The sequence below is a fragment of the Sphingobium scionense genome (genome assembly GCF_014197035.1).
Classification (GTDB): Bacteria; Pseudomonadota; Alphaproteobacteria; order Sphingomonadales; family Sphingomonadaceae; genus Sphingobium; species Sphingobium scionense.
Genome location: NZ_JACIEU010000009.1, coordinates 14383 through 36155 on the forward strand (window position 1 = coordinate 14383; position 21773 = coordinate 36155).

General features: G+C 63.5%; 24 protein-coding genes and 1 tRNA gene. 17 read left to right on the top strand and 8 right to left on the bottom strand.

Features of this window, described 5'->3' with window-relative positions:
- Positions 1–98 precede the first annotated feature (98 nt).
- Positions 99–992 carry a diacylglycerol/lipid kinase family protein gene (locus GGQ90_RS11785; protein WP_188082351.1) on the bottom strand — a complete coding sequence of 298 codons (894 nt, stop codon included), beginning with the start codon at positions 990–992 and terminating at the stop codon, positions 99–101.
- A gap of 69 nt (positions 993–1061) precedes the next feature.
- Between GGQ90_RS11785 and GGQ90_RS11790 the strand changes: the two genes are divergently transcribed.
- Positions 1062–1940, top strand: a complete 879-nt coding sequence (locus tag GGQ90_RS11790; RefSeq protein WP_188082352.1) for a metallophosphoesterase family protein — start codon at positions 1062–1064, stop codon at positions 1938–1940.
- 165 nt (positions 1941–2105) lie between these two features.
- Positions 2106–3887: a diguanylate cyclase gene (locus GGQ90_RS11795; protein ID WP_188082499.1), complete on the top strand. Its 1782-nt coding sequence runs from the start codon at positions 2106–2108 to the stop codon at positions 3885–3887.
- A gap of 6 nt (positions 3888–3893) precedes the next feature.
- Here GGQ90_RS11795 and GGQ90_RS11800 read toward each other — a convergent pair whose 3' ends face one another.
- Positions 3894–4754, bottom strand: coding sequence for a class I SAM-dependent methyltransferase (locus GGQ90_RS11800; protein WP_188082353.1), 861 nt, complete (start codon positions 4752–4754; stop codon positions 3894–3896).
- Between the two features lie 41 nt (positions 4755–4795).
- Between GGQ90_RS11800 and GGQ90_RS11805 the strand changes: the two genes are divergently transcribed.
- The 5 genes from GGQ90_RS11805 (at position 4796) to GGQ90_RS11825 (ending at position 7284) form a co-directional block, all read left to right on the top strand.
- On the top strand, positions 4796–5542 hold the full coding sequence (locus GGQ90_RS11805) for a ComF family protein (RefSeq protein WP_188082354.1): 747 nt from the start codon (positions 4796–4798) through the stop codon (positions 5540–5542).
- Between the two features lie 50 nt (positions 5543–5592).
- A complete protein-coding gene (grxC, locus tag GGQ90_RS11810; RefSeq protein ID WP_188082355.1) occupies positions 5593–5850 on the top strand; it encodes a glutaredoxin 3 in 258 nt (85 codons plus the stop codon).
- A 5-nt stretch (positions 5851–5855) separates the two neighbouring features.
- The gene (locus GGQ90_RS11815) at positions 5856–6686 is read left to right on the top strand and encodes a carbon-nitrogen hydrolase family protein (protein ID WP_188082356.1); all 831 of its coding nucleotides are present in this window, start codon (positions 5856–5858) and stop codon (positions 6684–6686) included.
- A complete protein-coding gene (locus GGQ90_RS11820) occupies positions 6683–7171 on the top strand; it encodes a DUF1178 family protein (RefSeq protein ID WP_188082357.1) in 489 nt (162 codons plus the stop codon). Before GGQ90_RS11815 ends, GGQ90_RS11820 begins: the two co-directional genes overlap by 4 nt.
- 36 nt (positions 7172–7207) lie before the next feature.
- Positions 7208–7284 (top strand) — tRNA-Arg (locus GGQ90_RS11825).
- Here the strand turns inward: GGQ90_RS11825 and GGQ90_RS11830 are convergent.
- The 4 genes from GGQ90_RS11830 to GGQ90_RS11845 form a co-directional block, all read right to left on the bottom strand.
- A complete protein-coding gene (locus GGQ90_RS11830) occupies positions 7243–8940 on the bottom strand; it encodes a recombinase family protein (RefSeq protein WP_188082500.1) in 1698 nt (565 codons plus the stop codon). The genes GGQ90_RS11825 and GGQ90_RS11830 overlap by 42 nt on opposite strands.
- 18 nt (positions 8941–8958) lie before the next feature.
- The gene (locus GGQ90_RS11835) at positions 8959–9195 is read right to left on the bottom strand and encodes a hypothetical protein (protein ID WP_188082514.1); all 237 of its coding nucleotides are present in this window, start codon (positions 9193–9195) and stop codon (positions 8959–8961) included.
- Positions 9196–9262: 67 nt separating this feature from the next.
- Positions 9263–9754, bottom strand: coding sequence for a type II toxin-antitoxin system YhaV family toxin (locus GGQ90_RS11840; protein ID WP_160984564.1), 492 nt, complete (start codon positions 9752–9754; stop codon positions 9263–9265).
- On the bottom strand, positions 9754–10080 hold the full coding sequence (locus GGQ90_RS11845; protein ID WP_160984563.1) for a type II toxin-antitoxin system PrlF family antitoxin: 327 nt from the start codon (positions 10078–10080) through the stop codon (positions 9754–9756). The genes GGQ90_RS11840 and GGQ90_RS11845 overlap by 1 nt, the downstream gene beginning before the upstream one ends.
- 139 nt (positions 10081–10219) lie before the next feature.
- Between GGQ90_RS11845 and GGQ90_RS11850 the strand changes: the two genes are divergently transcribed.
- The 5 genes from GGQ90_RS11850 to GGQ90_RS11870 all read left to right on the top strand — a co-directional run bounded on the left by GGQ90_RS11850 (position 10220) and on the right by GGQ90_RS11870 (position 16567).
- A complete protein-coding gene (locus GGQ90_RS11850; protein WP_188082501.1) occupies positions 10220–11419 on the top strand; it encodes a DUF932 domain-containing protein in 1200 nt (399 codons plus the stop codon).
- Positions 11420–11546: 127 nt separating this feature from the next.
- On the top strand, positions 11547–13700 hold the full coding sequence (locus tag GGQ90_RS11855; RefSeq protein ID WP_160984562.1) for a ParB/RepB/Spo0J family partition protein: 2154 nt from the start codon (positions 11547–11549) through the stop codon (positions 13698–13700).
- A gap of 120 nt (positions 13701–13820) precedes the next feature.
- Positions 13821–14852: a DUF7146 domain-containing protein gene (locus GGQ90_RS11860; protein WP_160984561.1), complete on the top strand. Its 1032-nt coding sequence runs from the start codon at positions 13821–13823 to the stop codon at positions 14850–14852.
- A 328-nt stretch (positions 14853–15180) separates the two neighbouring features.
- Positions 15181–16095, top strand: coding sequence for a DUF2493 domain-containing protein (locus GGQ90_RS11865; RefSeq protein WP_160984560.1), 915 nt, complete (start codon positions 15181–15183; stop codon positions 16093–16095).
- Between the two features lie 313 nt (positions 16096–16408).
- Positions 16409–16567: a hypothetical protein gene (locus GGQ90_RS11870; RefSeq protein ID WP_188082358.1), complete on the top strand. Its 159-nt coding sequence runs from the start codon at positions 16409–16411 to the stop codon at positions 16565–16567.
- 160 nt (positions 16568–16727) lie between these two features.
- On the opposite strand, the gene GGQ90_RS11875 is transcribed toward GGQ90_RS11870, so the two are convergent.
- Positions 16728–17633 carry an ImmA/IrrE family metallo-endopeptidase gene (locus GGQ90_RS11875; RefSeq protein WP_160984559.1) on the bottom strand — a complete coding sequence of 302 codons (906 nt, stop codon included), beginning with the start codon at positions 17631–17633 and terminating at the stop codon, positions 16728–16730.
- A 1-nt stretch (position 17634) separates the two neighbouring features.
- Positions 17635–17961: a helix-turn-helix domain-containing protein gene (locus GGQ90_RS11880; protein WP_160984558.1), complete on the bottom strand. Its 327-nt coding sequence runs from the start codon at positions 17959–17961 to the stop codon at positions 17635–17637.
- A gap of 299 nt (positions 17962–18260) precedes the next feature.
- Between GGQ90_RS11880 and GGQ90_RS11885 the strand changes: the two genes are divergently transcribed.
- The 5 genes from GGQ90_RS11885 to GGQ90_RS11905 are packed head-to-tail and all read left to right on the top strand — an operon-like array spanning position 18261 to position 21769.
- Positions 18261–19184 (top strand): AAA family ATPase, encoded by a 924-nt coding sequence (locus tag GGQ90_RS11885; protein ID WP_237449535.1) that lies wholly within the window; start codon positions 18261–18263, stop codon positions 19182–19184.
- On the top strand, positions 19181–19657 hold the full coding sequence (locus GGQ90_RS11890) for a hypothetical protein (RefSeq protein WP_160984557.1): 477 nt from the start codon (positions 19181–19183) through the stop codon (positions 19655–19657). Before GGQ90_RS11885 ends, GGQ90_RS11890 begins: the two co-directional genes overlap by 4 nt.
- A complete protein-coding gene (locus GGQ90_RS11895) occupies positions 19654–20154 on the top strand; it encodes an HORMA domain containing protein (protein ID WP_160984556.1) in 501 nt (166 codons plus the stop codon). The genes GGQ90_RS11890 and GGQ90_RS11895 overlap by 4 nt, the downstream gene beginning before the upstream one ends.
- Positions 20151–21053, top strand: coding sequence for a CBASS oligonucleotide cyclase (locus GGQ90_RS11900; RefSeq protein WP_160984555.1), 903 nt, complete (start codon positions 20151–20153; stop codon positions 21051–21053). Before GGQ90_RS11895 ends, GGQ90_RS11900 begins: the two co-directional genes overlap by 4 nt.
- Entirely contained in the window at positions 21050–21769 is a 720-nt protein-coding gene (locus GGQ90_RS11905; RefSeq protein ID WP_160984857.1) for a DUF6602 domain-containing protein, read from the top strand. Before GGQ90_RS11900 ends, GGQ90_RS11905 begins: the two co-directional genes overlap by 4 nt.
- The last annotated feature ends 4 nt before the right edge of the window (positions 21770–21773 follow it).

Here is a 21773-nt window from a genome sequence, read left to right on the forward strand (position 1 = left end):
GGGATGGGTGGTTTCCTACCATGCCCCTCCCGTCTACGGGAGGGGGGGAACAGTCTGCAACTGGTCGCTTCCCGACCATCCGGACTGGCCCTCGCCGCCTAGTCGCGCGGGACCGCTACATCGACGGCGCCGGCGGCGATCTTTACCGTGACGGGGGTTTTTGCCAGCACTTCGCCGTCGATCGATATCTTCTGGGGCGGGTGGCAGGCCAGCTTGAACTGGCGGCCGTGAAATTCCTCCGTATGAGCGTTGCGGTCGCGCAGCTTCACGAATTTGGCGTACCAGTCCCAGGCGAGGCGCGGCTTGGAGCGGCCGACGACGGCCTGGATCACGATCTCGCCGGTATCGACGGCGGCATGATCCGATAGCTCGACTCCGCCATGATAGGGGCCGTTGAGAATGCGCACCTCGGTCGACCACATCCGTCTTTCCTTGACCCCGTCGTCGATGGTCAGGCGAAAGGCGCGGAAGCCGACCGAGCATTTCACCGCCCAGAGCAGGTAGCCGATGCGGCCGAGGTAGCGCTTGAGCTTGTGGGGCACGGTCTGGCCGATCATCGGCGACAGGCCCAATGAGGCGGCATTCACGAAATAGTCGCGGTCGATCATGCCGAGGTCCACGCGGCGGCGCTGGCCGGTGGCGATGGCTTGGACCGCGCCGTCGAGGTCGAGCGGCAGGCCCAATGTGCGGGCGAAGCTGTTGGCGGTGCCGAGCGGCAGCACGCCGAACACGCAATCCTTGCCGACCAGTTCGTCGACGGTGCCCGACATTGATCCGTCGCCACCGCCGACGATGACCATCGGCGCGCCGCTCTCCACCGCCTGGCGGACGGTGGCGGCCATCTGCTCGGGGTCGTCGACCGCATGGGCGGCGATCAACTCGATGCCGGCCGCTTCCAGTTTTGCCTTTGCCTGATCGAAATTGTCCTGGCCGCGTCGGCTATGGGCGTTGACGACGAGGATCGCCTGCCGGGGGAGCGCTTTCGTTTCCATGCCGCAATAACACCGCGCAACGATTTCGGGTCCATCGGAAACGAACGGCCATGGATTCGTTAGTGGCGAATGGCCCGTATCGCCCATCTGTCCGACATTCATTTCGGCGCGCATGATCCACGCATCGTCGACGCCGCCACCGCATGGCTGGAGGCGCGTCGGCCCGACCTGGTCGTCATCAGCGGCGACCTGACCCAGCGTGCGCGGGTGGAGCAGTTCAGGGCGGCGGCGGCCTGGCTCAATCGCCTGCGCGCGGCGGGGCTGAAGATATTGGTGATCCCCGGCAATCATGACGTGCCGCTGTTCGACCTGGTGCGGCGCTTCGCCCGGCCGCTGGCGCGCTACAAACGCTATATCAGCCGCGATCTCTGTCCCTTCTACGAGGATGATGAGGTCGCGATGCTGGGGCTCAACACCGCCCGGTCGCTGACGATCAAGGACGGGCGGATCAACCATGGCCAGATGGACCGGCTGCGCGAGAGTTTCGCGCGGATCGCGGCGGCCAAGACCCGTATCCTGGTGACCCATCATCCGCTGTTCGCCATGCCGATCGGCCGGGGCGGGGAGTTGAGCGAGGCGGTGGGGCGGCATGAGGATGCGGTGCAGGCGGCGTGCGAGGCCGGGGTGCATGTCGCGCTGGCCGGGCATTTTCATCGTACCTATGCTCAAGCCGCGCAGAAGATGGTGGCGCATAGCGGCGGGGCGCTGGTGATCCAGGCGGGGACGGCGACATCGACCCGGCTGCGCAATGCCGAGCCGCAAAGCTTCAACTGGCTGCATGTCCGGCGCAACAATGCGATCGAACTGCAGGTGATCGTGTGGGACGGCAATGCCTTTCGCCGGGCGAGCCATGTCGACTATGTGCGGGAAGGCGAGGCATGGACGGGACGGGATGTGATCGACCCGCCGACGGTCGGCAGCGTGGCTATGCTACAAGGCGTGCGCTGAGGCAGAAGCCTTCGATCGGTCGCAATTCCCATAAAAAACAATGATTCATGTTGCATCCGCGTAGCGATTGACCAAAGGCGATGGGCTTGCAGACCCGGGGAGTGTCAGTTGGTCGGATCATTGTCCCATCGGATTGTGGTGCTGTGCGGCATATTGTGCCTGGTGATGGTGCTGCTCGCCGGGCTGCTGCTCGACGGGTCTATGCAGATGCGCAGCAGCCTGGGCTGGGTGACGCATTCGTCGCAGGTGCTCAAGACCGCGAACCGGACGCTGGGCCATTTGCAGCAGGCGGAGTCGGGCCAGCGCGGCTATACGCTGACCCGCAATCCCGAATTTGGCGAGACGGTTGCGGCCGAGATTGCTGCCGCCAAGCATGATGCGGCCGCGCTGGTTAACCTGACCGCCGACAATTCCGCCCAGAATGAGCGGGCGCGGCAGGTGCGCGCGCTGGTGACGGAACGGGCCGCCAGTCTGGAAAAGGCTGCGGCAATGACCCGCGCCGGCGATTTTGCCGGGGCTCAGGCGTCGACCGCGACCGGGCGGGGCCGCTATCTTATGCTGATGGTCGAGGCGCGGGTCGGCGATCTGCTGGCCGAGGAGCGTTCGCTGTCGGTCGATCGCATGGGCGCGGTGGAGCGGCGGCTCAACTATATTCGCTGGCTGGTGCTGCTGGGCACGCCGCTGACGGTGGCGATCATCGTCATCATGGGCGTTGCGCTGATCCGCGGCATCCGCCGTCCGGTGGATGCGATGATGACGGTGATGGGCAAGCTGGGTGCGGGTGACCGTAGCGCGCGTATCGATGTCGCAATGCGGTCGAGCGAGTTCGAACGGCTGGCCGGTGGCTATAACGCGATGGCCGGCGAACTGGAGGCGGCGGTCGCCGACCAGGTAGACAGCGAGGAACGGCTGAAGGTCGCGAACCAGGAATTGAGCAGCAATGCCCAGGTGCTGCGCGAGCGCGGCGAGGTGATCGAACTGCTGGGCGGCATGGCCCATCGGATGCAGGCGGCCCGCACCGACGAGGAACTGGCGGCGATCATCCGGGTGTTCGTGCCGCGCGTGCTGCCCGATATTCCCGGCGCGCTCTATGCCCATAATAATTCCCGCAACCTGCTGGTGCCGATTGCGGCCTGGGGCGGGCTGGAGGTCGAGCAGGCGGGCTTTGCGCCCGACCAGTGCTGGGCCTTGCGCCGCGGGCAGAGCCATTATGTGACCGAAGAGGGATCGGACATCGTCTGTGCCCATGTCGGGGCCGAGGCGGACCATTATCATTGCGAGCCGCTGCTGGCCGGCGGCGAGGTGATCGGCGTGCTCTATCTGCGCGGCGTGGTGGGGGCGGAGAACCGCTTCCGCCTGACCGTGCTGACCGAGAATATCGCGTCTGCCCTGGTCAACCATCGCCTGCAGCGCGGTCTGCGCGAACAGACGATCCGCGATCCGCTGACCAGCCTGTTCAACCGTCGTTATATGGAAGAGACGCTGGCGCTGGAGATCGCCCGGGCCACGCGCACCGGCAGTCCGCTGAGCCTGGTGATGTGCGACATTGACCATTTCAAACGCTTCAACGACGAGTTCGGCCATGAGGCGGGCGACGCCGTATTGCAGGCGGTCGCATCGGAAATGCGCAGCCGCTTCCGTGACGGCGACGTCGTCTGCCGCTTTGGCGGCGAGGAGTTCACGATCATCGCACCGGGGACGTCGGCGGCGGTGCTGGCCGGCCGGGTGGAGATCGTCCGCCAGGCGATCAGCGAACTGATGGTGAGCCAGGGTGGCCGCACGCTGGGGGCGACCAGTATGTCGTTCGGCGTCGCCACCTGGGAAGAGAGCATGGAGCGCGACGGCTCCACCCTGATCAAGTCCGCCGACGCAGCCCTCTATCGCGCCAAGCGCGAGGGACGGAACCGGGTGGTGCTGGACGCGCGCGCGGAAGCGCTTTCAGCCTGAATCGTCTCAGTCCTTGCCCTTGAGCGCAGCGGCTAGCGAGACGGTGGCGCTGCCGCGGCGGGCGGGGGCGGCCTGGCTGGCGTCGGGTTTCCAGCCGGACAGATAGATGAGCGCCATCTGTTCGGCAGTGCGGCCGTCGGGATCGGCAGCGTTGGCGAAATGGGCGGCGGCGCGCATCAGCACGTCGCGCGACAGGGCAGGCGGGCGGGTGGCGAGCGCATTGCCCGCGCCCATTCCACGCAGATCATGCATCAGCCGGACGATGTCGCCATAGCGGATATTAAGCGTCTCGCCGTCGGCGACCGGCATGGCGAAGCCGGCGCGGCTGAGGAGATCGCCGGCCGAGCGGACATCGACCTGGGGATGGACATGCTGTCCGGGCCGGTCGCCCTCGGCCGCGAGCAGGGCGGACTTGAGGCGGGCCAGGCTGCCGGCGCCGGCAAAGGCGGCGAGCATCAGCCCGTCGGGCCGCAGCACGCGGCGCATCAGGATCAGCGCGCCGGGCAGGTCATTGACGCTGTCGAGCGTGCCGCAGGCGATGACCAGATCGAAACTATTGTCGGCAAAGGGCAGGGCATCCTCGTCCGCCTGCACGCCACCGACCCGCTGCGCGGCGAGGAAGCCGGGATCGGCGCAGGCGACCCGCTTGCCCATGGCTTCGAGCGCGGCCTTCGCGCTGCCGTCCGGGCAGCCGACCAGCAACACTTCGGGCAGGTCGCGCTGCACATCGGCGAGCCGTTCGAGCAGTTCGTCCAGCATAGCGCGGTGGAGGAAGTCATGATCAGCAAAGGCGCCGAGCATCCGGTCGCGGTGGCGGGCGCGCAGGGCGCGGTCGAAAATGTCGGGACGGGTTTCGGGGGCAGTCATGGCGGGCCTTGTGCATCGGAGACGAAGCGCGGACAAGGCAGATGATGTCGCTGGTCCCGCTTCTCAAGACCGTGATGCGTCCGGTCATGGATTATGCCCTTCCGCCCCGCTGCCCCGGATGCGGCGCGATCGTCGGCGCGGATCATGGTTTCTGCCTCGATTGCTGGAGCGGGATGCGGTTTCTGGGGCCGCCCTGCTGCGCGCGCTGTGGCCTGCCGTTCGCGCATGAGATGGGGGAGGGGGCGGCTTGTGGCGCCTGCCTGGCGGAGCCGCCACCGTTCGACAGTGCGCGGGCGGTGCTGGCCTATGGCGATGTCGCGCGGACGGTGGCGCTGCGGTTGAAATATGGGCGGCGGATCGGCCTTGCCCGACTGGTGGCGGGACAGATGCTGCGCCATGTGCCGGCGGATAGGGAGGGCGCGCTGATCGTGCCGGTGCCGCTGCATCGCTGGCGGCTGTGGGGGCGCGGCTTCAACCAGTCGGCGCTGATCGCCGATCATCTGGGGCGGCTGACGGGGCTGGCGGTGGACAAGCATGGCCTGCGCCGGGTGAAGCGGACGCAGCCCTTGCGGGGAATGAATCCGAAACAGCGGGCGCAGGCGGTGCGTGGCGCCTTTGCGCTGGCGCAGGGGCATGGGCTGGCCGGGCAGGTGATAGTGCTGGTCGACGATGTTCATACCAGCGGGGCGACGGCGGCAGCCTGTGCCAGGTTGCTCAAGGCCGGCGGTGCGCGCGAGGTGCATTTGCTGTGCTGGGCGCGCGCCCTGCCCAGAACCGCCGACGATTGACAAAGCGCGCATTCCCCCCAATTTCGGGGTAAAGGAGTTTTAACAAGATAATGGCAAAGGTCGAAATCTATACCAAGGACTGGTGCGGCTATTGCGCGCGGGCCAAGGCACTGCTGGAGGGCAAGGGTGTTGCCTTCGAGGAATATGACATCTCGCTGGGCGGTCCAAAGCGCGAGGAAATGCTGGAGCGGGCGCCCGGGCGCAGCACCGTGCCGCAGATCTTCATCGACGGCCAGCATATCGGCGGCAGCGACGACCTCGCCGCGCTGAACCGCGAGGGCAAGCTCGACCCGCTGCTGGGCCTGTAAGCCCGATGCGCGCCGCGATCTTCCAGATGACGACCGGGATCGACCCGGTCGCCAATGCCGCCGCGATTCAGGAGGCGGCGGCGCGCGCCAAGGGGGAGGGGGCGGACATGCTCTTCACCCCGGAAATGGCGGGTTATCTGGACCGCGATCGTAAGCGCGCGGCAGAAACTTTGCGCGGCGAGGCGGACGATATCGTGCTGGCCGCGGTGCGCGAGGCGGCGGCGCGCGAGGGGCTTTGGGTCCATATCGGGTCGCTGCCGCTCAAGGATGCGCGCAGCGACGGGCGCTGGGCCAATCGCAGCTTCATGATCGACGATCAGGGCGAAATACGGGCGCGCTACGACAAGATCCATCTGTTCGACGTCAACCTGGCATCGGGCGAAAGCTGGCGCGAATCCTCGGTCTATGGGCCGGGGACAAGCGTGGTGGCGGTCGATACGCCCTGGGCGCGGATGGGCTTTTCCATCTGCTACGACATGCGCTTTCCCGATCTCTACCGCGCGCTGACCAATGCGGGGGCGACCGTGCTGCTGGCGCCGGCGGCCTTCACCGTGCCCACGGGGCAGGCGCACTGGCATGTGCTGCTGCGCGCCCGCGCGATCGAGGCGGGCTGTTTCCTGATCGCCGCCGCGCAGGCGGGCGAGCATCAGGACGGGCGCACCACCTATGGCCATAGCCTGGTGGTCGATCCATGGGGCGATGTGCTGCTGGACATGGGCGAGGGCGCGGGGCTGGCCCTTGCCGATCTCGACCTCAGCCGCGTAGAGGCGGTACGCGGGCGGGTGCCCGCCATCGCCAATCGGCGCGTGATACCACAGGATGTTGAGATCAGGTGATCGTTTTCGACCTTAAGTGCGAAGGCCAGGGCCATGTGTTCGAGGCCTGGTTTGGTTCCAGTGCAGATTATGCCGACCAGAAGGCGCGCGGCCTGCTCGCCTGTCCGCTGTGTGGTGACACGCGCATCGGCAAGGCGCTGATGGCGCCGGCGGTGGCGGCCAAGGGCAATCAACGGCGCGAGATCATTCCGCAACAACAGTCGGCGGCTGAAGCGGAGACGGCGCCGGTCGCGGCCGGGCCGGACGAGGCAAAGATGCGCGCGCTGGTCAAGGCGCTGGCGGACGCACAGAAGAAGGTGCTGGAAGGCTCGACCTGGGTCGGACGCGGCTTTGCCGAGCAGGCCCGCGCCATGCATTATGGCGAGCAGGACAAGGACAGCATCCATGGCGAGGTCGCCCCGGCCGAAGCCAAGGCACTGGCCGAGGAAGGCATTAATGTCGCGCAACTGCCCTTTCCGGTGATTCCGCCCGAAGCGAAGAATTGACCGCGCGGGCCGCGCATAATAGAGCCGGCGCTGCGTGCACCCGTAGCTCAGCAGGATAGAGCATCAGATTCCTAATCTGAGGGCCATGGGTTCGAATCCCGTCGGGTGCACCATTTCGGTTCAAAACCACGAACGCCTAGCACCGCCGCCTCTACGCCAGAGGCGGCGGTCAAGGTTCTAAGCAGTTCGCTGCGCTGACCGCGGATGCGGACCTCGGTCTTACTGATCACTTCGACTCGTTGCGCAACGGCACGGATATGGTCGCGAGCGAACGACCCATCGTTGTTGCGCAGCTTCTTGCGGGCCGCCTTCGCGAAGGCCCGAAGACTTTCCGGTGTGATTGCCGGACCAATCTTTTCGATGTGCGATACCGCACGGTCAGCGTCGCCGCGCGCCTGATCCCGGGTTGCGGCCAGTTCGGCAATGCGGTCCTTGAGCGACGGGTCGCTCATATCGAGCACGCCATTCTCGATGGCCTCGTAGAGCCGCTTGAGCTTGGCTTCGGCTTCCGTCGCCCGGCGCTCAAGATCGGCAACGTGCAGTCGGCGCTGGGCGACCCAGTCGTCCCTGCGTTCGAGGATCTGGTCCATAAGCGCTTCCAGCCGCACCGGTTCAAGCAGCCGCTTCTCGATATGCGCGATGACGGCGTCGTTCAGCCGGTCCATGGGCACGGTGATGCCGGGGCAACCCTTCACGCCCTGTCGGGCCTTGGTCGCGCAGGTGTAGTACCGATATTCCTTGCCGGTGTTGCTGGTCCCGGTCCGCAGCGTCATCGCGCCGCCGCAGCAAGCGCAGAAGCAGATGCCTGTAAGCAGTGTAGGACCACCCACTGCCATCGGCGGCATCATCTTCGGGCTTCGCGCCTTCAGCGACCGCTGCACGGTTTCGAACTCAACCTCTGAGATGATAGCCGGCACTTCCATGATCGCATGCTCGCTCTCCGGCTTGGGCCGCCGGGTCTTGTGATCGCGCGTATTGAACCGGTGTTGGCCGATATAGGTCGTGCGGGTCAGTATTTGGTGAACAGCTCCCACACCCCATCGCCCACCATCACGGGTGCGGATGTTGTTCTCGTTGAGCCAGCTCGCAATCGCCTTGAGTCCCATCGGCCCGCGATCTTCAACCCCGTTCAACGCCATTCGGTAAATGCGCCGCACCGTTTCAGCCTGAATCGGATCGACTTCCAGCGCCTTTTTGATCTTTGCCCCGCGCTGCCCGGCTGCCACGATCCGGTAGCCGATCGGTGCCCGTGCGCCATTCCAGAAGCCCTGCCGGGCGTTCTCGTTCATGGCGCGCAGGGTGTGCTTGCCGTTCTCCTTCGACTGATACTCGTCGAACAGGGTCATGATCTGCCGCATCATGACACTCATCGGATCATCGCCAAGGTCCTGGGTGATCGAGACAAGCCTAACCCCGTTCTTGGCCAGCTTGCGGACATAGAACTCGAATTGGAACTGATCGCGGAAGAAGCGCGAGAAACTGTGAACGACGATCACGGTAAACGCAGGCGGCTTGCTCATCGCCGCTTCGATCATCGCCTGGAATGCAGGTCGGCGATCATCGGTGGCAGTGTTACCCGGTTCGACGAATGTGTCAGCAACCTCCCAGCCGCGTGACAGACAATAGCTTTCGATCTGACGACGCTGGTCAGGGATCGACAGGTCGCTTTCGGCCTGTTTGCTGGTCGAGACGCGCAGATAAAGCGCAGCGCGCGCGGTGGTGGCAACCGGCACCACCTCCTGATCCGGTCGGCGGGCCGTGCTGGTCATGGCTTACTACTCCTCAGATCACGGCAGCGGACCAAACAGCTTGTCGAGTTCGCTGCGCAAATGGCCTTCGATGACGCGCAGTTCAGCGTCGCTGATCGGAACCTGATCGGGCCAGTCATCTGAGACAGCGATCTCTGTGTCTGTCTTGCCGACATATGCGCGTTGCGGCGGTGCCTTAACATAATCATGCAGGTCACCAATGTCTTGCGACCATTTGCGTGGCGCGCGGATCCGGCGTTTGCGTGGCAGCGGCATGGGCCGATGCTGTCGCTGCATATCGCGTCGCGCAAACCCTGATTACCAGCGTAGTGCAGATACGTGCTCACGGCGCTTCCGGCGTAGCCGCCTCGAATCGTTGGAGCGCTTCATCGTCACTTGCCGCTGCCATCAGCGCCACCCAATCATCGGGCGGGTTGCCGCTGTCGAGCATCTTGCGGAACACAGCATAGGCATCAGACTTCGAGCCATAGGTCCGCAGGTTGTTCTCGTCATTCACCCAGGCGAACACGATCACCTTGGCGCTGCTGCTGTAGCGGAAGAACAATCGAAACCGCCCGCCGCCGAACTTGGCCCGGAACCAGTGTTTCCGCGCATCGCCGAGTGTGCCGCCTTGGCGGTATTCAGGACGGGTGGGATCCTGCGGGATCTTCTCGAACACCAACTGGCGCAGGGCAGCGAGCAGCTTCGCGTTGGCCGACTTGCGCCAGCCGCGCGGGTCTTTTGCTTGCGCCTTCTCGGCCGCCGCTGCCAACCTCTCGATCTGATCGAGGAACAGCGGATGGGCGAATAGCTGCCACCCGTTCACCTCCAGCATTACAGATCGACGTCGCCATCGATCGGCGCTTCGAGGTCAACCTTCACACCTTCGGTCAGCGCCGCAAGACGCTCGGCTAGTGCCGGCGTCAGCGCAGTGACCGCCTCGGGTCGCCGGGCAATGTCGTCGGCAAGGAACGCCAGGAACCGGTCAATGGCGGGGTCTTCGTTATCGACCTCCGCGCGGTGGACCGACACGCCGCGCTCGTCGACTCGGAACGCGATCTTGCCGCCATAATCGACGCCAAGTGCGGTCCGGACCGACTTCGGAACCGTGGTCTGGCCCTTGGCGGTGATGGTGCTGATCTCTTCAAGCATTGCGGACATGGCGGTCTCCTATACGCCTGCTGCTCGTAAGGAGATCGCATTACAAAGTCAAGAAGAGAGGAAGAGGGCGGCGGCTGTCGCCGTGACGGTTCGAGTGTCGGGAGAGAGGCTCTCGGCCGGGCCGTCGCGGAGACATGTCATGACACAAGTTCAAGTTCTCGACGCGAGCCCTGACCTGAGCGGTGGCTACAAGGTCGATGTCGGTCGCGGCCAGCGGGTAGGTCGGGTTTCGTCGGAATGGTTCAGTCGTCCCGCCGACGAGCGCTATCTGTCGCTCAATGCGCTGATGGCCTCGGTGAAGGGCCGGGCCGAGCGCAGCCGCACGCGCACGGTGGAAAGTGCCGCAGTGCGGGTCGAAGCCAGCCGCGACGATGCTGAACGGCTCGACCTGATCCTGCCTGGTGCCGAGCAACCGATCTCGCCAACGCATTGGAGCTTCGGACAGCTGGCAGCATTGGTCGGCGCGCCGGCGGCGTATCTGCGCCAGCTTCCGGCGCCGCTGGCAGGCATCAACCTGCAATATGGGCTTACCAACCGCCGCGCAGAGCAGGTCAAGACGCTGGAGACCGATGACGGCCGCATGGAACTGCGCGCGGTCACCGGTCCAGATTACGGCCGAATCTACGACCATGAGCTGGTCGCTGCCGTGCAGCGTATCGCTGGCAACGGCACGGGCGACACGCGTTGGAAGGTGCCGGGCGTGCTCGACTGGTCGACCGGCATCTACAATCCCATGGTCGATATCAGCGCCGATACGACCACGCTGTATGCGTCCGACCGCGACGTGTTCCTTTTCCTGGTCGACGACCTCAACCCGATTGAGGCGGGCAAGCTGCCAGACGGATCGCCCGACATCTACTTCCGAGGCTTTTATTGCTGGAACAGCGAGGTCGGCGCCAAAACACTCGGCATCGCCAGCTTCTACCTCCGTGCCGTCTGCCAGAACCGCAACCTCTGGGGCGTCGAGGACTTCGAAGAGATCAGCATCCGGCACAGCAAATACGCCGCTAACCGTTTTGCATATGAGGCGGCACCGGCGCTGACCCGGTTCGCGGATTCCTCGCCGCTGCCGTTCGTCAACGGCATCCGGCAAGCGCGCGAGCGCATCGTCGCGCGCTCGGATGAAGATCGGAGCGATTTCCTGCGCAAGCGGGGGTTCGGAAAGGCAGAGACCACCAAGATCATCGACACGGTTCTGGCCGAGGAAGGTCGCCCACCGGAGTCCGTGTTCGACTTCGTCCAAGGCATTACCGCCTTCGCGCGGGGCAAGGTGCAGCAGGACGCCCGGCTTGATCTCGAAGGTCGCGCCAAGAAGCTGTTCGACCGGGTGGCGGCATAGCTCTCTTTTTCAACGTCATCCCGGTTCGCGGCGTCGCTCTCTTCAGAGGAAGAGGGCGGCGCTTCGCTTCGTGACGGTTCGAGGTGTCGGGAGAGTGGCTCCCGGCCGGGCCGTCCGGAGAAGTGTCATGCCCAAGTCCAATCCCAATCCCAAGCTCGCGCTCAGCGTTTCACGCGACATCCCGTTCGACAAGCTGGTGCTGTCGCAGTCCAACGTCCGCCGGATCAAGGCAGGTGTCGGCATCGAGGACCTTTCCGAGGATATCGCCCGGCGCACGCTGTTGCAGTCGCTCACCGTCCGCGCCGTCGTCGATGCCGATGGCAACGAGACCGGCATGTTCGAGGTGCCATCGGGCGGTCGCCGCTACCGGGCGCTCGAACTGCTGGTGAAGCGCAAGCAGCTGCCGCGCAACGCGCCGGTGCCGTGCATTATCCGCACCGAGGGCGATGCCGAGGAAGACAGCCTGGCCGAGAACATCCAGCGCGCACCGCTGCATCCGCTCGACCAGTTCCGTGCATTTCTGGCGCTCCGCGAAAAGGGCCAGTCCGAGGAGGAGATTGCGGCGCATCAATTCGTGTCGGTCGCGGTGGTCAAGCAGCGACTGAAGCTCGCCAGCGTGTCGCCGAAGATCCTCGACGCCTATGCCGAGGATGAGATCACGCTCGACCAGCTGATGGCGTTCACGGTCAATGGCGACCATGAGCGTCAGGAGCAGGTCTTCGAACGGCTCGCCGGCTCCTACGACCGCCAGCCATACGCGATCCGCCGGATGCTGACCGAAGGCGCGGTGCGTGCCTGCGACAAGCGCGCCCGTTTCATCGACATCGATGCCTATATCGAGGCGGGCGGCGGCGTCATGCGCGACTTGTTCCAGGGTGACGACGGCGGCTGGCTGCAGGATGTCGGGCTGGTCGACTTGATGGTCTCCGAACGCCTGCGCGATGAGGCGATGAAGGTGCAAGCCGAAGGCTGGCGCTGGATCGATGCAGCGCCCGACTTTCCCTATGGCCATACCTATGGCCTTCGCCAGCTCCGGGGCACGCCGGTGGCGATCACCGCTGAAGAGCAGGCCACGCGCGATGCGCTCCAGGCCGAATACGATGGGCTGATTGCCGAGCACGAGGACTCGCCCGAGCTGCCCGACGAGGTCGACGAACGGCTGGGCGAGCTGGAAACCGCGATCGAAGCGCTCGATCAGAGGCCGCTGGCCTATGATGCCGATGAGGTTGCGCGGGCCGGTGCATTCATCAGCATCGCACCCGACGGTAGCCTGCGGATCGAGCGCGGGTTCGTTCGGCCCGAGGACGAACTGCCCGTCGAGCCCGAGCAAGGTGCTGTTGTGGAAGGGGACCAAGGCCATGCCGACAACGGCACCGACGATGGCGGCGATCAGGCCGGCATCGACAGCAATGTTGAGGTTGCGCCTGAGCCCGAGGAGGATGAAGGCCTCCGCCCGATTCCTGACCGGCTGATGTCCGAACTGACCGCGCACCGCACGATCGCCCTGCGCGATGCAGTGGCCCGGTCGCCGGAGGTGGCATTCCACGCCTGCCTCCATGCGATCGTGCTGCGGTTGTTCTACCGCTATGCGCTAGACAGCTGCCTCGAACTCGACGCCAAGCATGTCGGGTTTGGCCAGCAGGCACCTGGGCTTGGCGACACGGCGTCCGCACAGGCCATCGATGCGCGGCACCGGGCGCTTGCCGATCTGCTGCCCGCGCAACCCGAAGCACTGTGGGATGCCCTTGGCGACATGGACGGCGAACAGCAGAAGTCGCTGTTCGCCCACTGCGTCGCCTGCACGGTCAACGCCACGTTCGAGGCTTACAACCGCAGGCCGCGTGCGCTCGCCCACGCCGACAGCCTCGCGCAAGCGGTCGATCTAGACATGGCGGCAGCGGGTTGGGCCCCAACCGCGGACACATTCCTTGGCCGCGTGACCAAGGCGCGGATCGTTCAGGCAGTGGGCGAAGCAAAGGGCGAACAGGTGGCTGAGAGCATCGCGCATCTCAAGAAGCCGGACATGGCGGCACGGGCAGCTGTGCTGCTCGAAGGCAGCGGCTGGTTGCCCGAACCGCTGCGTACACCCGGTCGCGCACTGCCAGCGCCGACCGAAAGCGAGGTCGAGTCGCCCATTGATGAGGCCATGGTCGATGCCGATGCCATTGGCGAAGCGCAGCCGGCGGTAGACGACGGCGCACGGTCCGTGGCGGACGAAGCGCTGATCGACGACAATGCCGAGGCCGAGGGCGACACCCCCTTCGCCGTCGCCGCCGAGTAGGTCGCGCTCCCCAGACCCGCTCGCAACTGAGGGTCCGCCGTGCATCGGGGTCCCCGCGAAGCCTGCTTCGTGGGGATTGCTTGGGCGCGGCGGACCCTCTTCTTGTCTCAGGAGGATCAGATGCCAGATGCATCCGACCTTGCCCGGCAGCTTGCTCGCAATGCCGAGAGCGTCTGCCGCTACTATCTACCCCAAGGCCGCCGACAGGGCCGCTACTGGCTCATCGGCGATGTCGAAGGCACACCGGGGCGCAGCCTGTTCGTGCGACTGACCGGACCCGACGCCGGCAAGGGTGCTGCCGGCAAATGGACCGACGCGGCCACCGGCGAGCATGGCGATCTGCTCGACCTTATCGCCGCCAACCAGCGATTTGCATCTCTTGCCGACACGCTCGAGGAAGCGCGGCGCTTTCTGGCTCTGCCGCCGCCAGAACTAAAGGCATTTGAACCGCTGCCGCCCGTACCGACCGGATCGCCGGAAGCTGCACGACGGCTGTGGGCGATATCGCAGCCGATCCATGACACGCTTGCCGAGACGTATCTGCGCCAGCGAGGCATCATCGACCTGCGCGCGTGCGGCTCGCTACGGTTCCATCCCAACTGCTGGTATCGCGCCGACGAAGACGATCCGCCCGGCACGCCGAGCGCGTTCCCGGCATTGATTGCAGCAATCCGCTGTGATGACGGATCTTTGACCGGCATCCACCGCACCTGGCTCGATCCGAACGGCAGCGGAAAGGCATCCGTTGCTACTCCGCGTCGCGCCATGGGTCATCTCCTCGGCAACGGCTTGCGGTTCGGTCGGGCCGGATCAGTCCTGGTCGTCGGAGAGGGCATCGAAACGACACTGTCGCTCCGTCAGATCATGCCGACCATACCCATGATCGCCGGTCTTTCAGCGGGTCACCTGTCCGCGTTGCGAATCGCGCCATCGCTGCGCCGCCTCTACATTGCGCGCGATAACGATCCCGCTGGACAACATGCGGCTGACACGTTGGCCGAGCGCGCGATCGTGGCTGGTATCGAGCCGTTGATGCTGACTGCCACCCTTGGTGACTTCAATGACGATTTGCAGCGGCTTGGCCGGGACGAGATGCGGGCAGCGGTGCGAGTGCAGCTTGCCCCGGAGGATGCCGAACAGTTCATCGGCTGAGCATAGGCGGTGAGGTCTCTGCGCCCGAGCTATGTTCGTCATGATCCATCACTCCGGACAGAGCCGCGCCTCTGCCTTCGAGAGGGGCGAGAGAAGCGGAAGCCGACTGGGCCGGCAATGGCTGTGCGCGACTTTCTTCCCCGCCGCGACCACCCCACGCGTCAAGCCGCGCGGGGACCCCGGATCTGCGGCTCCTCGCGCGCCAAGAAAGTCGTGCTCGCCATCCTCCGCTGCGCTTCGGCCACATCGGTGCCGACCCGGTCCGCCCCCGCTCTTTGCTCGCCCATGAAGGCCGCGAGAGGCGCGGTCCGACAACGGAGCGCCCGTCATGACCGAGCACGACGAACCCCAGGAGCAATCCCCGACCGCCCATTTACTCGACGAACTGCAACTCTACGGCTTCCGCCCATTCCACGACGAACCCGATCCGCGACCATTACCCGAAGGCGACCGTGTCGCAGGTGCCGTTGCCGACATTTTCGACGCTCTGATCGGTACGCTAGCCGATACCCGGCTCGAACCCGATCTCGACGACTTGCTGTGGTCAACGGTCAATCTGTTCCACCGCGCCGCCGAACGCGTCGAACGCGAACTTGACGACAATGAGCAGGCACAGCGCCGATCGCAGCGCGACCAGGACGGCTCGGAGGTGGCATCGGTCGAATTGGAGCGATTGTTGGCCCAGGGTCTGACATTGATCGAACGGCGCAATGCCCATGAACTGATGCGCGATGCTGCCTGCGATCTCTATCGCACCCATACCGGTTCGGCTTGGCATCCGCGCCATGGCAGCCTCGTCAACCGCCGCGCGCTGACCGCAGCCATGGTCGACAGCCGCGACTTCATTGCCGCCCGCCGCCGAGCCGAAACCCAGGTCATGCTGCCTGCTGGCCCCAAGGTCGCATTTACCGGCGGCAAGGACTGCAATGACACCGACGCCATCTGGGCGGCACTGGACCGGGTCCGCGCAAAACACCCGAATATGGTTCTGCTGCACGGCGGCGCGCCATCAGGTGCTGAGCGTATTGCCGCCTGCTGGGCCGACAATCGCAAAGTCACGCAGGTGGCTTTCAAGCCTGACTGGTCTCGGCACGCCAAGGCGGCACCGTTCAAGCGCAACGATGCGATGCTCGATGTGCTGCCGATTGGGGTCGTGGTGTTCCCCGGCACTGGCATTCAGGACAACCTTGCCGACAAAGCCCGCAAGCTCGGCATCCCCGTGTTCGACTTCCGCAAGGGTTAGCCGCCGACCTGATCAATGGGCATTGCCTGATCGCTGGCAGGAGCACTGCTCCGATGGTCAACAGCGTGAGTGGCACGACAGCAAAACTCCGGCCGGAAAACCGACACTGCATCCCCTTCCGAAGCGGGAACGCCCCGCTCTCTCTGGCTTACCTCTGACCAATGCGCTGCCTTGTGACGATCAACCCGCAAGGGGTCCGCTAAGCACAGCTTGCGGCCTTCAGCTCCGCCTCCGGTGATCGCGGCCGCGCGTCGGTCGCCTGTGCGCCTGTCGAGCGGGGGCGGTCCCCGCTCCTGAGACAGGAGCAAAGATCATGTCGCTTCCCACCGCCCAAAAGTTCGCCTGGAGCCTCGCCAAGACGCTGATGACCTGCGTGGTGCTGATCCAGACCAGCGATGGTTACGCCGTCATGACCGATGCCGATTATGATGGCGATCCGATGCTGATCGTTCAGGTGTACGATCCGTACTAGGCGGGCAACTGCTTACAGGACTTCAGCCGCAGAGGAATGCTCACGTGCCCAGCAAAAGCCGACGTGAAGCATTCCTTTGGCCTAGAACGTTTTTGAAACGGTGTCGGCAATAGAAGCATTTTCGTTTGGCCCAGTTATAACGAACTCGTAGCCGCTCCAATTAACGGCGACGGCTTCGTGATGGAAAACGTGGGTTCTCCCACACGTCATATGCATCTGAAATTTGACCGTCGCTGTCCTCTTCTTCGTCCTGATCGGCATAAATGAGCAGCGTCATTATCCATCCGTCGTGCAAACGATAGGCTTGTTCCTGCAAGCTATGGTGACGGACTTCTCTCGCGATCGCCAGCCACACCCCGGCGTGAACGTCATCCCAATCAGATTGCTGATCACCGGCCAAGCGCGCGCTGAGCGAAGGCGTGGGCAGACTTGTCCCAACCCGGACATCGATGAAAGGAAAACGGTTGGGCTTGTATATCCGCCGGACGACGCCATCCTTTGAGATGATTACCGCGCAAACCGCATCTTGATGAAGAACATATTGGAGAGCGGTCGCTTCCTTGCTCATATTGTATCGCATAGCCAGCGTGAACACATGCTCTAGCGCTGGTGTCCCCAGATTGCGCATGTCGGGCTTGAAACGCGCAAGCGGCATCAGGATGCCCGCGCTGAACCGATTAGCCTCCATTTCCATCCGCCGCGCACGATTGTCGCGATCCGCCTCACGGATCGCCATATCTGCTTTCGAGCACGTAAACTGGCCAGTGGATGCGGGCTGGTGCGCGATGATCAGATAATGGCCAAGCTCGTGCCCGATCGTAAAGCGCTGACGCTGCGCGGTAGCTCTGCTGTTCACCAGAATGACACCGCTCGCGCGTTCAGGCTGTGTCACTAGCCCGCCCTCGAAGCTTGCCGTTTCCAAGCGATGAATATCGGTGATGCCGACTGCCACGGCGAGTTCCTCAATCGGAACAGGAATCTGCATTTCAGGCACTTGCCGCATGATCTCGGCAATGATCTTCTCCGGCGAACCGCAGTCCGCAAGTTCGACTCGGTCTATATCCATCCTACCCCCCGTCGCGCCGCTTTTGCATCCCTTTGATGATGTCCTCGATCAACTCGCGTTCTTTTGCATCAAGCGTTTTCAGGTCGCGATACATTACGAGCAATTGTTCATCGTCGTTGCCCTCATCTGGACCTTCTCCGACCAGGCTGGCAATCGAAACGCCGAAATGATCAGCTAGCTTCCGGACGAGCTCAATTGACGGATTCTTGGCCGTGCCCTTTTCCAGTTCCCAAACATGCGCCTTTGATGCCCCGATGGCGTCAGCGACATCCTGAAGTGACTGTCGCTTTGCCGTGCGAAGTTTCTGAAGCTTCGTCGCTAACGACATGTTTTGATCTCCTACCACTCAATATTTTATCCCGCTGTCCCTTTATGAATCAAGACTCGTTCGGTCAAACGAACATTTTCGTCCGACCAGTTGACCGCAAGCGATGTTCGATATATCTTACGATCTCGTAAGGACGAATCCGACAGGGAAGACGTATGATTTGCAATCCGCAGCACAGCGCACTCGCAAAGCTGGATCGTCAAACGAGCTGGTCACCGATGCGAACATTCAGTCGATTGCGACCAATGCAAATCGTTTGCCAGCGATCAGTTTAATCACACAATATCTCGAAGGACCAGATGATGCGCACTGCCCCAGCTAACGACGCCGATCTCGCTAAGGGGATTAGTGCGAGTCGCGAGCTACCTGACCCCGTACTTGGCGCACTATGGGACTCGATCGTCCTCGACCGGGAAATTAAACAACAGCTCCTCTCCCAGGCAATGCTGAATTTTACGATGCGCCCAAAGGTGCCGCGTACGGTTCTGCCGCTGCATGGGGTGATCCTGATGGTTGGGCCGCCCGGTACTGGGAAAACCTCGCTCGCCCGCGGCCTTGCCCATCGTACCGCGGAGTCGTTCAAGGGCGCGCCCTTCCGGCTGCTCGAAATCGAGCCCCACACGCTGACAAGCTCGGCCATGGGCAAGACGCAACGCGCTGTTTCCGAATTGTTCGCCCAGTCGATTTCGGAAGCAGCGATGCAAGGCCCAACAATCGTTCTGCTGGACGAAGTCGAAACCCTCGCTGTTGACCGGTCCAAACTTAGCATGGATGCCAATCCGGTCGATGTGCATCGCGCGACCGACGCTGTTCTCGTCCAATTAGACGCGCTCGCCGAGCGCCACAACAATCTACTTTTCATAGCGACGAGCAATTTCCCGCAAGCAATCGACAGCGCCTTCACCTCGCGCTGCGACCTGGTGCTCGAAATTCCGTTGCCCGATAAACATGCGTGCGAACTCATCCTGCGCGACTGTCTCAACGGACTGGCAAAGATTTACCCCGCGATCGGTGAACTCGCCTTACATCGCGACTTTTCGGCATGCGCTGCTGCGAGCGTAGGTCTCGACGGCCGCGCAATTCGCAAGATGGTTGCCAACGCCTTTGCCGCGTCCCCCGAGATCGCCATGCACCCTGAACGCCTGAACGTGACGCAACTGCTCGCCGCCGCAAAGGCGGCCAGCAAGGGGCGCGGTACGACTGAGTGGAGTGCTGCAAGATGAGCACCGTATTCCGCCGTACTTTCGCCAGTAGTCCCGCGCGCGACGCGCACGAGACATGGACGGCGATCGTCGATCTCCTGACCAGGGCATGCCCTGTCGCAGACCGCGAGGAACTGATCGCGGTGGCGGGAACCGCCGCAAGCACGATTTCTGATCAGGCTCCCCGGGATGTGCCGATCGTCGTGAGCTGCGACGGCCCGCGCACGCGGATCTATTGCCTCTACGACGAAGATGCCGTCGAGGGGTCTGACAGCAACGAAGATGTTCTGGGTTATGACCCCCTGAAGGGTGACTGGGCGATCTCGTTGCCTTGCCTCACCGACGATCTTGGCTGGGTTCAGTCCGCGCTGGCGCGCCACAGCAAGCGCATCACCGCCCGCGACGTCTCCGACGGTCTCTCCGCTGATGCGGGAACCAAAAGTGACGCGGCGGCTGGCCTCACCTTCGATCCAGCGGGGTTCCTAGGATCATGACGACGGTTTCAGCCTATTCCTACACGCACTCCACTACCTATGTGGCAGACAACATCCTGAAGAGCTTCAAGGATATCATCCGGCTGTCCGGACTCGATCCAACGAAGTTCGTCGATAATTGGGAGCTGCATCGCCGCGGCATCAAGGAATGGCTCGAGTCGGGCCATCTGACCTGCGTCGTCCTCGAGATATTCCACCCGCGAACCAACGCCCTGATCATTCGTTGGGACATCGACATTGCGTATGAATGGTCTAGCGGCGACGGCAATTTCTACACCGACACCGACCAGCTCCGCTACGCGATCCACAAGGCCGGAATCGCGCCGTCCGAAGCCAAATACGACATGCTCCTCAGGGTGAAGCCGGGGCATCCATCGGTGATGGGGTGGAGCGATGGCACCGGTCGCTCGACCGACGGCTTTGCCCGCCATGCGCTTGGCACCACTATCGAACATAGCGGGTTGGGAGCCAGCGCCGCATATTGGAGGCGTGCATGACGCTCACCGTCGACGAGGCATTTCGCAAGTTCAAGAGCCGGCTCGAGCTTAATACAAAGGAGCAGGCCGACGCGAGCAAGCGGCACACCGAAGTGCGCGAGTTCCTACGTACGCGCTTCACAATCGACCGCGATTTCCTCACGGGATCATACAAGCGCTGGACCAAGACCAAGCCACTCAAGGATATCGATATCTTCTTCGTGCTTGGCGAGGCAGAGCGAGACTACCGCGACAAGAGTCCCGACACCGTCATCGACGATTTTCACGCTGCACTTATCGATAAATATGGCGAGACCGCGGTCCGCAAGCAGGGGCGATCAGTTTGCGTCTCGTTCGGGGTCGTGCCCGACCAGGATGACAACACCGACTATCAGGTGCTGAGCATCGACGTCGTCCCGGCCTTTGCCGATGGCGACAACTACGAAATTCCTGATCGCGACTTGGGTGAATGGATTAAGACCAATCCCGAAATCCATGCCGACAAGGCAACAGCGGCGCACCAGGCCTTTTCCAGCGAGTGGAAGGGGTTGGTCCGCATGGTCAAATATTGGAACAACAATCGCCGGCATGGCGAGAAGCCGGTCAAGCCGTCCTTCCTCATCGAGGTGATGGCACTCGAATGCCTTTACGGGGGCTGGCATGGCCGCTTCGATTACGAGATTCAGTCCTTCTTCGCCACGTTGGCCGACAGGATCCTTGACCAATGGCCCGATCCCGCAGGGTTGGGTCCGCCGGTCAGCAACGGGATGGACGCGGCGCGCAAGGCGCGCGCACGCACGCTGCTTCAGGCGGCGAGCAAGGAAGCGAGTGCGGCGATTGACCATGCCCGGCGCGGGCGGAATGGCGAGGCGCTCAAGGCGTGGCGCGCTTTGTTCGGCCCGAAGTTTCCGCTGTCATGAGCGATTGGTCCCTCTCGACCATCCTCGCCACGCTGCACGAGGACATCCAGCACCGGCTGCGTTCGGTACGGGCAACACTTGCCCATCCCGGCACCAAGGGAGATGGTAGCGAGAATGTTTGGCTGGATCTGCTCGGGACCTACCTCCCGCAACGCTATCAGGTCGCCAAGGCCTTCGTTGTGGATAGCCATGGAAATTTCAGCCAACAGATCGACCTTGTGGTGTTCGATCGCCAGTACACGCCGTTCATCTTCAAGATCGAGGGACAGACAGTAGTACCCGCCGAGAGTATTTATGCGGTCTTCGAGGCAAAGCAGACCCTTGATGCGGGCATGATTTCCTATGCGCAGGAAAAGGTCGCTAGCGTGCGTAGGCTAGATCGCACAAGTCTGCCGATCCCGCACGCGGGTGGCACCTACGCTCCCAAGCCGCCAATACGCGTTCTTGGCGGCATATTGAGCTTTGAGAGCGAGTGGTCACCGCCGCTCGGCGAACCGTTACGCAAAGCCCTGACCGCCAATCTTGACGAAGGTGTGCTCGATATTGGCTGCGTCGCTGCCCATGGCCACATGTTCCGTCGCGATGACCATTTCGAATTGGTCGAAGCGGGGAAGCCTGCCACTGCCTTTCTGTTCAAGCTCATCGCTATGCTGCAATTCAGTGGTACGGTGCCGATGATCGATATCGAAGCCTATGCCCGCTGGCTGGCCGATTAGCAGC

Excerpts from the sequence above, each read along its gene's own strand:
- GGQ90_RS11795 (WP_188082499.1), top strand. The coding sequence starts at position 2,106 with ATGGTGCTGCTCGCCGGGCTGCTGCTCGACGGGTCTATGCAGATGCGC.
- GGQ90_RS11895 (WP_160984556.1), top strand. The coding sequence starts at position 19,654 with ATGACGACGGTTTCAGCCTATTCCTACACGCACTCCACTACCTATGTG.
- GGQ90_RS11830 (WP_188082500.1), bottom strand. The coding sequence starts at position 8,940 with ATGACCAGCACGGCCCGCCGACCGGATCAGGAGGTGGTGCCGGTTGCC.
- GGQ90_RS11845 (WP_160984563.1), bottom strand. The coding sequence starts at position 10,080 with ATGTCCGCAATGCTTGAAGAGATCAGCACCATCACCGCCAAGGGCCAG.
- GGQ90_RS11835 (WP_188082514.1), bottom strand. The coding sequence starts at position 9,195 with ATGCCGCTGCCACGCAAACGCCGGATCCGCGCGCCACGCAAATGGTCG.
- GGQ90_RS11870 (WP_188082358.1), top strand. The coding sequence starts at position 16,409 with ATGTCGCTTCCCACCGCCCAAAAGTTCGCCTGGAGCCTCGCCAAGACG.
- GGQ90_RS11885 (WP_237449535.1), top strand. The coding sequence starts at position 18,261 with ATGATGCGCACTGCCCCAGCTAACGACGCCGATCTCGCTAAGGGGATT.
- GGQ90_RS11880 (WP_160984558.1), bottom strand. The coding sequence starts at position 17,961 with ATGTCGTTAGCGACGAAGCTTCAGAAACTTCGCACGGCAAAGCGACAG.
- GGQ90_RS11800 (WP_188082353.1), bottom strand. The coding sequence starts at position 4,754 with ATGACTGCCCCCGAAACCCGTCCCGACATTTTCGACCGCGCCCTGCGC.
- GGQ90_RS11860 (WP_160984561.1), top strand. The coding sequence starts at position 13,821 with ATGCCAGATGCATCCGACCTTGCCCGGCAGCTTGCTCGCAATGCCGAG.
- GGQ90_RS11840 (WP_160984564.1), bottom strand. The coding sequence starts at position 9,754 with ATGCTGGAGGTGAACGGGTGGCAGCTATTCGCCCATCCGCTGTTCCTC.
- GGQ90_RS11785 (WP_188082351.1), bottom strand. The coding sequence starts at position 992 with ATGGAAACGAAAGCGCTCCCCCGGCAGGCGATCCTCGTCGTCAACGCC.
- GGQ90_RS11805 (WP_188082354.1), top strand. The coding sequence starts at position 4,796 with ATGATGTCGCTGGTCCCGCTTCTCAAGACCGTGATGCGTCCGGTCATG.
- GGQ90_RS11900 (WP_160984555.1), top strand. The coding sequence starts at position 20,151 with ATGACGCTCACCGTCGACGAGGCATTTCGCAAGTTCAAGAGCCGGCTC.
- GGQ90_RS11855 (WP_160984562.1), top strand. The coding sequence starts at position 11,547 with ATGCCCAAGTCCAATCCCAATCCCAAGCTCGCGCTCAGCGTTTCACGC.
- GGQ90_RS11905 (WP_160984857.1), top strand. The coding sequence starts at position 21,050 with ATGAGCGATTGGTCCCTCTCGACCATCCTCGCCACGCTGCACGAGGAC.
- GGQ90_RS11875 (WP_160984559.1), bottom strand. The coding sequence starts at position 17,633 with ATGGATATAGACCGAGTCGAACTTGCGGACTGCGGTTCGCCGGAGAAG.
- GGQ90_RS11890 (WP_160984557.1), top strand. The coding sequence starts at position 19,181 with ATGAGCACCGTATTCCGCCGTACTTTCGCCAGTAGTCCCGCGCGCGAC.
- grxC (WP_188082355.1), top strand. The coding sequence starts at position 5,593 with ATGGCAAAGGTCGAAATCTATACCAAGGACTGGTGCGGCTATTGCGCG.
- GGQ90_RS11815 (WP_188082356.1), top strand. The coding sequence starts at position 5,856 with ATGCGCGCCGCGATCTTCCAGATGACGACCGGGATCGACCCGGTCGCC.
- GGQ90_RS11865 (WP_160984560.1), top strand. The coding sequence starts at position 15,181 with ATGACCGAGCACGACGAACCCCAGGAGCAATCCCCGACCGCCCATTTA.
- GGQ90_RS11850 (WP_188082501.1), top strand. The coding sequence starts at position 10,220 with ATGACACAAGTTCAAGTTCTCGACGCGAGCCCTGACCTGAGCGGTGGC.
- GGQ90_RS11790 (WP_188082352.1), top strand. The coding sequence starts at position 1,062 with ATGGCCCGTATCGCCCATCTGTCCGACATTCATTTCGGCGCGCATGAT.